Source organism: Streptomyces sp. NPDC033177 (assembly GCF_055577715.1).
This window is the reverse complement of the sequence record NZ_JBVIPS010000006.1, coordinates 595371-602285: the sequence shown is the minus strand read 5'-3', so window position 1 is coordinate 602285 and position 6915 is coordinate 595371. Positions and strand designations below refer to the sequence as shown.

6 protein-coding genes are annotated in these 6915 nt (G+C 69.3%); all 6 read right to left on the bottom strand.

Annotated features, from left to right (window positions below):
• Positions 1–122: 122 nt before the first annotated feature.
• The 6 genes from ACZ5U5_RS23730 to ACZ5U5_RS23705 all read right to left on the bottom strand — a co-directional run bounded on the left by ACZ5U5_RS23730 (position 123) and on the right by ACZ5U5_RS23705 (position 6908).
• Positions 123–794 carry a response regulator gene (locus tag ACZ5U5_RS23730; protein WP_469024961.1) on the bottom strand — a complete coding sequence of 224 codons (672 nt, stop codon included), beginning with the start codon at positions 792–794 and terminating at the stop codon, positions 123–125.
• The gene (locus ACZ5U5_RS23725) at positions 791–2047 is read right to left on the bottom strand and encodes a sensor histidine kinase (protein ID WP_469024959.1); all 1257 of its coding nucleotides are present in this window, start codon (positions 2045–2047) and stop codon (positions 791–793) included. The genes ACZ5U5_RS23730 and ACZ5U5_RS23725 overlap by 4 nt, the downstream gene beginning before the upstream one ends.
• Positions 2048–2102: 55 nt before the next feature.
• A complete protein-coding gene (locus tag ACZ5U5_RS23720; protein WP_469024956.1) occupies positions 2103–2915 on the bottom strand; it encodes an ABC transporter permease in 813 nt (270 codons plus the stop codon).
• On the bottom strand, positions 2912–3847 hold the full coding sequence (locus tag ACZ5U5_RS23715) for an ABC transporter ATP-binding protein (protein ID WP_469024954.1): 936 nt from the start codon (positions 3845–3847) through the stop codon (positions 2912–2914). The genes ACZ5U5_RS23720 and ACZ5U5_RS23715 overlap by 4 nt, the downstream gene beginning before the upstream one ends.
• 130 nt (positions 3848–3977) lie before the next feature.
• Entirely contained in the window at positions 3978–5480 is a 1503-nt protein-coding gene (locus ACZ5U5_RS23710) for a type IV secretory system conjugative DNA transfer family protein (RefSeq protein WP_469024952.1), read from the bottom strand.
• A 3-nt stretch (positions 5481–5483) separates the two neighbouring features.
• A complete protein-coding gene (locus ACZ5U5_RS23705) occupies positions 5484–6908 on the bottom strand; it encodes an ATP-binding protein (protein WP_469024949.1) in 1425 nt (474 codons plus the stop codon).
• Positions 6909–6915 lie beyond the last annotated feature (7 nt).

The window sequence follows — 6915 nt, the reverse complement described above, 5'->3', positions numbered from 1 at the left end:
TGCAGGGGGGACCCTGTGGGAGAGTAGGACGCCGCCGAACTATTATTAACGGGAAACCCCCGCACCCTCTGGGTGCGGGGGTTTTCTGCGTTCAGGACCATTACAACTACCGCGTCCACCACCTACTCCGGCCGCACCAATTTCGTGTCGTACGCCAGAATCACGGCCTGTACCCGATCCCTCGCCCCCGTCTTCGCGAGAATGCGGCCCACGTGCGTTTTCACCGTCGACTCCGCGAGGTGCAGCCGGCCCGCAATCTCCGCGTTCGTCCAGCCCTGCCCGATGACCGTGAGGATCTCGCGCTCCCTTTCGGTCAGTGTGGCCAGGCGCGGGTCCCTGAACGGGTCGATATCCGAATCCGCCCCCGTCGGCAGATGATCGGCGTACGCGTCGAGGAGGCGGCGGGTCAGGCTCGGGGCCACGACCGCGTCCCCCGTGGCGACCGCTCGGATACCAGCGAGGAGCTCTTCCGGCAGGGCGTCCTTGATGAGGAAACCCGAGGCTCCCGCACGCAGGCCCGCGTACGCGTATTCGTCGAGGTCGAACGTGGTGAGGATCAGGACGCGGGTGCGGTCGCCCGCCGCCACGATGCGGCGCGTGGCCTCGATGCCGTCGAGGCCCGGCATGCGGATGTCCATCAGGGCGACGTCCGGGCGGAGTTCGGCGGTCATGCGGACCGCCTCGCTGCCGTTGCCGGCCTCTCCCACCACCCTCATGTCGTCCTGGCTCTCCAGGAGCATGCGGAAGCCGAAGCGTTGCATCGGCTGGTCGTCGACGATGAGCACGGTCGTCACTGGGGCGATTCCTTGAGTTCCTCGGGGAGATGGAGTCTTACCTGCCAGCCGCCTGCCGGTTGCCGCAGCGGGCCTGCCTCAAGTGTCCCGTCGTACAAAGCCGTTCGCTCGCGCATTCCCGTGAGACCGCGGCCCGGCGAATCACCGGGTGAGGGGCCGGGTGTTCCAGTGGGATCACCGGCTCCCGTGTCCGTCACCGTCGCCCGCACGCCGTCATCGTCGTACACGACCTCCACGTACGCCGTCGCCTCCGGGCCGCCGTGCTTGAGGGTGTTGGTGAGGGCTTCCTGGACGACGCGGTAGACCGTCAGCTGGCGGCCCGCCGGGAGGGAGTCCGGGCGGCCGCGGACCGTGCTGCGTACCGGAAGCCCCGCGGTCCGTACCCCGTCGATGAGTTGGCCGAGGTCGGTGAGGGCGGGCTGGGGAGCCAGGGCGGCGGCCTCAGGTGAGTGAGGGGCGTCCTCGCGCAGGACGTCCAGGAGCCTGCGCAGTTCCGTCAGGGCCTGGCGGCTGGTCGTGCCGATGGCCGTGAGGGCCTGGGCGGCGCGTTCCGGGGACTTGGCGGCCGCGTACGAACCGCCGTCCGCGAGGGTCGTGATGACCGAGAGATTGTGGCCGATGATGTCGTGCATCTCCCGGGCGATTCGGGTGCGTTCGGCGTTCGTGGCGAGCTGCGCCTGCTGGTCGCGCTCGACTTCGAGCTGCTTGGCGCGTTCGACGAGGGCCTGCGTGTAGTCCTGGCGGGAGCGCACCGCGATGCCGGCCAGAGCGACGACGACGAAGGACCAGACCTGAGGGACGATCAACTCGTCCCAGCTGTTCCGCGGGTAGGAGAAGACGCAGACCGTCATGGGCAGTGCCGTCATCGCGGCCGCACAACCCAGGGTCTTCAAGGGCAGCCGCAGGGCGATGTTGAAGACGACGATGTACTGGATCAGCGCGGCCTGCAGCCAGGCTCCCGTCCAGTTGCTGGCCACGGTCACCGCCGCCATCACCGCGAGGGCGACCAGCGGGTGGCGGCGGCGCCACAGCAGCGGGGCGGAGAGGCACACGCTCATCAGGTAGATCTGCCCCTGGGCCACCTGGGTGTTGGCCGCGGTGCTGCGCCAGCCGCCGGTGGCGTCGGTGAGAGCGGCGATCACGAAGAACGTGGTCACCAGGACGTCCCAGACCAGCGGGCGGCGCCTGTCGAGGGCGCGCACCCGCTGGGAGGATCGCTGGAGCAGCTGAGTGAGGGGGTGTGGCTCGGTCACGGCCTCATCCTCGTACAGGAGTTGGGCATGTGCCCGGGAGTTCCCGGCCGCATCGTCAGACGTCGCGCCGCTTGAGCAGGACCGATGCCGTGGCGATGATCACGGCTGCCCAGAGAGCGAGCGTGAAGAGGGCCGTCACCGGGGCGATGGTGTTCTCCACCCGGGTGATCGAGCCGAGCGAGGTCGCCGCCTGGGCGGGGAAGTGCCGGATGACGGTGTCCACGGCGGCGAACGGCAGCATCGTCAGGACCTCCGGCAGAATCAGCACGGCGCCGACGAACGCTCCGATGGCGCCGGGCACCGAGCGGAACAGGGCGCCGAGGCCGAGCGCGATGAGGCTCAGGAGGGTGAGGGCCGCGGCGCTGCTCGCGAGGGCGCCCAGGACGCCGGAGTCTGTCAGGGACAGCTCCTTGTCGGAGCCGGCGAGCCAGATCTGGGCGGCGAGGAACGTGACGACATTGATGGCGAGAGACATGGTGAAGGCGACGGCCGTGAAGATCGCCGCCTTGGACCACAGGACCGGCAGGCGGTTCGGGACGGCGGTGAGGGACGCCCGGATCATGCCCGTCGAGTACTCGCCCGCGGTGACGAGGATGCCGAGGACCGCGAGGCAGATCTGGGAGAGCTGCGTGCCGAAGAGGGTGAAGACGACCGTGTCGATGTCGGCGTCGTCCCCGTCGTAGGTGACGCCCATCGTGACGCCGACGGCCAGGACGAGGGCGCCGGCGGTGAACAAGGTGATCCAGGTCGAGCGGAGCGTCCACAGCTTGTGCCATTCGGAGCGCAGGACGCCCTTGGTGCTCAGGCGGTACGCCGACGAGGGCCCCGGGGCCGTCCTGGTGGTGGACGTGAGAGTGTCGGTGCTCATGCTGCGGCTCCTTCCGGCTGCGGGGTGATCGACGGGGTGACGTACTCGACCGAGTCGCGCGTCAGGTCCATGAACGCCTGCTCCAACGATGCTGCGTGCGGGGTCAGTTCGAAGAGCGGGATGCCGTGTCGCGCCGCCGTGCGGCCGATGTGTTCGGCGTCGGTGCCGCGTACGTCGAGTACGCCCGGCGCGTCACTCGTGACCTGTACGCCGGGTGCGGCGAGCAGCTCGCCGAGGTGGCCCGCCTCGGGGGTGACGACCTTGACGGAGCCGGTGCCCGACTCGCGTACGAACGTCTCTACCGTGGTGTCCGCGAGGAGCCTGCCGCGGCCGATGATGATCAGGTGCTCGGCGGTCAGCGCCATCTCGCTCATGAGGTGTGAGGAGACCAGGACCGTACGGCCCTCGGCGGCAAGGGACTTGAGGAGGTTGCGGATCCACAGCACGCCCTCGGGGTCGAGACCGTTGACCGGCTCGTCAAGGATGACCACTGCGGGGTCACCGAGGAGCGCGGCGGCGATGCCCAGGCGCTGGCCCATGCCGAGCGAGAAGCCCTTCACGCGCTTGCGGGCCACCTCGTGGATGCCCACGAGATCCAACACCTCGTCGACCCGGCGGCGCGGGATGCCGTGGGTGTGGGCCAGGGCCATCAGGTGGTGGAAGGCGGTGCGGCCCGGGTGCACTGACCGGGCCTCCAGGAGCGCGCCCACCTCGTGCAGGGGCGCGGTGTGGGTCGCGTACGTCCGGTCGCCGACGGTGGAGCGCCCGCGGGTCGGGGCGTCCAGGCCGAGGAGCATCCGCATGGTGGTGGACTTGCCCGCGCCGTTGGGGCCGAGGAAGCCGGTGACCGTGCCCGGGTGGACGGTGAAGGACAGGTTCTCGACGACGGTCTTCTCGCCGTAGCGCTTGGTGAGTTCGTATGCCCGAATCATGCTTCTGATGCTGGCGCTCGCTGGGGCGCGGGGCGTCGGACCATGGGCGGGAGCGGGCGGGTGCGGGTAGTACCGGGGTAGGACGGCGACCCTGAGGGTCTTGGCCGCTCTCCTGGGGCCTCGGGCGCTCTCAGCCGGGGAGTTCCGCGTGCGGCCAGCGGGTTCGGGCCTGTTCGCGGGAGCGGAGGAGGGCCAGGGTGGGCAGGCCGCGGTCCGCGCCGGTGGACAGGAGTTCCGGGAGCTGGGGCAGCGGGGCCACGGCGGCAACATCGTCCAGGACCAGCGTCATTGGTGGGTCGAGCCGACCGGAGGATGACCGTTCGGCCATGCGCCGGCCGTGCTCGACCACGCTTGAGGCGAGAGCCGTGAGGAGTGGCATCGCGCCGGGCCCTTGGGGCGACTTGGGGTCCTCGATGGGTTCACCCACCACAAAAAGCGTGCCCCCTTCATCGATGAAGGAATCCAAGGTGAGGGCATCGGTTCGATTCGGGGTGCACGATTCCCGTACGTTCAGGGTGAAGAGGGCGGAGAGCGACCTCGCCGTCAACTCCTGGGCCATGTCCCGGCGTTCGGGGTACGCCGTGAGCGCCGCCTCCAGCTCGCCCGCGGCTCCCGAGGCCGCCTTCTGGTGGGTACGGAGGATGCGGACTGCCTCTTGGACCTGGGTGCCTTGCGCCCACCGGTGCACGTGCTTGATGGGGCGGTCGTCCACCGCCGCGGCGTGCAGGAAGCAGCGGAGGAGCGTTTCCGCTGTGTCGGCCACCGTGCTGTCCAGTTTGGCGCTCGGCCTTATGGCGGCCAGCAGGGCGGTGGCTCTCTGTGCGGCGACTGCCTTGTCCTCGCAGGCGGTGGTGGGGGACCAGTGCATTCTTGCGGGGGTGTCGCAGAGGTGGTTCGGGTCGTAGACCAGGACGGGGCCGAGCTTCGCTCTGGCGTCCTTGGTCTCCTCCCACAGGGTGGGGTCGGAGGTGAGGATTAGGGCTGCGCCCTCTGCCTCGCGGATTGCCTCCGCTGCGAGGGGCCTGCGGGTTTCCTGAGGGCCCAGTACCAGGGGGGTACGGGGGGTGGGGACCGGCAGCTTCTCCATGCTCGGGGTTTCAGTGCGGGGTTCCTCAGTGGCCCCGGCGCCCTGTTCATCGGTACTCGGCGGTGTGGGCTGTGCCCACCCGTCCCGCCCTGCGGGACGATTGCCCACAGCAGCGGCGACTGGCTCGGGGGCGATCTCCTGTGGGGGCTCGCGCCTTGTTCTTCGGACTGCTCGCCAGCGGGTGACCGTTCCCAGTACGAAGATCGTCAGTACCACCAAGACCATCAGCTGGCCGATCAGCAGGCCCCAGAACAGGCCGTAGCCCGTGAGTTGCGTCGCCGGGGTCGCCGGCCAGGCGCCCGCGATGTCGTGCGGCTGCTGGAGCAGGTGCCGCATCGCCACCGGTGTATTGCCGAAGGTGACGTTCTTGGGCCAGGAGCCGTGCGAGAAGAAGCCCGCGAGGCCCGTCGCCGACCAGACGAGGACCGTCAGGCCGAGCACGAAGGCGAGGCCGCCGACCAGGAGGCCGTCGGGGATGCCTCGCTCGCGTGACTCGCGCCGCCCGCCCCCGTAGCCGTACTCGGGCTCAGGGCCCCGGTATCCCATCGGTCATGCCACCCCGTAACGCGACGACGACGAGGGATCGTTCATCTGCTGCTCCATGTACGCCGCTCGCTCCTCCGCCTCCTGTTCCGCCGCGCGCAGGGCGTCGTCGGCGAGGAGTTGGTCCGCCGAGGATTCCGTCATGGCGCGGTCGGTGAAGACCAGGGGGCGTTCGGTCTCTGTGATCAGGTGTTTGACCACCTGGACGTTGCCGTTGACGTCCCATACGGCGATGCCGGGAGTGAGGGTGGGGATGATCTCCACCGCCCAGCGGGGCAGGCCGAGTACCCGGCCCGTCGCTCTCGCCTCGTCCGCCTTCTGGGCGTAGATGGTGCGGGTCGACGCCATCTTCAGGATCGCCGCCGCCTCCTTGGCCGCCGCTCCGTCCACCACGTCGCTCAGGTGGTGGACCACCGCCACGAACGACAGACCGAGCCGCCGCCCGAACTTCAGCAGCCGCTGGAACAGCTGTGCCACGAAAGGCGAGTTGATGATGTGCCAGGCCTCTTCCACCAGGAAGATGCGCTTCTTGCGGTCCGGGCGGATCCACGTGTGTTCGAGCCAGACGCCCACGATCGCCATCAGGATCGGCATGGCGATCGAGTTGCGGTCGATGTGCGAGAGGTCGAAGACGATCAGCGGGGCGTCCAGGTCGATGCCGACCGTCGTCGGTCCGTCGAACATGCCCCGCAGGTCGCCGTCGACCAGGCGGTCCAGGACGAGCGCGACGTCCAGACCCCACGCCCGTACGTCGTCTATGGCGACGTTCATGGCCTCGGCCGACTCCGGCTCCGGGTGCCTGAGCTGCTCCACGATGTCCGTGAGGACGGGCTGGCGCTCCACGATCGTCTCGTTCACGTACGCGTGGGCGACCTTGAGCGCGAAGCCCGAGCGCTCGTCGAGGCCGTGCCCCATCGCGACCTCGATGATCGTGCGGAGCAGCGCGAGCTGACCCGTCGTGGTGATCGAGGGGTCCAGCGGGTTGAGGCGGATGCCCATGTCGAGCGCGGCCGTCGGGTCCAGGCGGATGGGAGTTATCCCCAGCTCCTGCGCGATGAGGTTCCATTCGCCCACGCCGTCCTCGCCCTGCGCGTCGAGGACGACGACCTGCCGGTCCTTGAACCGCAACTGCCGCAGGACGTACGTCTTCTCGAGCGCCGACTTGCCGTTGCCCGACTCGCCGAGCACCAGCCAGTGCGGGGCGGGGAGCTGCTGGCCGTACAGCTGGAAGGGGTCGTAGATGTAGCCCTTGCCGGAGTACACCTCGCGCCCGATGATCACGCCCGAGTCGCCGAGGCCGGGGGCGGCCGTCGGCAGGTAGACCGCCTGGGCCTGCCCCGTCGACGTACGCACCGGGAGTCTGGTCGTCTCCACCTTCCCGAACAGGAAGGACGTGAAGGCGTCCGTGAGGATGGTCAGCGGATCCCGCATCTTGGCA

Excerpts from the sequence above, each read along its gene's own strand:
- ACZ5U5_RS23720 (WP_469024956.1), bottom strand. The coding sequence starts at position 2,915 with ATGAGCACCGACACTCTCACGTCCACCACCAGGACGGCCCCGGGGCCC.
- ACZ5U5_RS23705 (WP_469024949.1), bottom strand. The coding sequence starts at position 6,908 with ATGCGGGATCCGCTGACCATCCTCACGGACGCCTTCACGTCCTTCCTG.
- ACZ5U5_RS23710 (WP_469024952.1), bottom strand. The coding sequence starts at position 5,480 with ATGGGATACCGGGGCCCTGAGCCCGAGTACGGCTACGGGGGCGGGCGG.
- ACZ5U5_RS23715 (WP_469024954.1), bottom strand. The coding sequence starts at position 3,847 with ATGATTCGGGCATACGAACTCACCAAGCGCTACGGCGAGAAGACCGTC.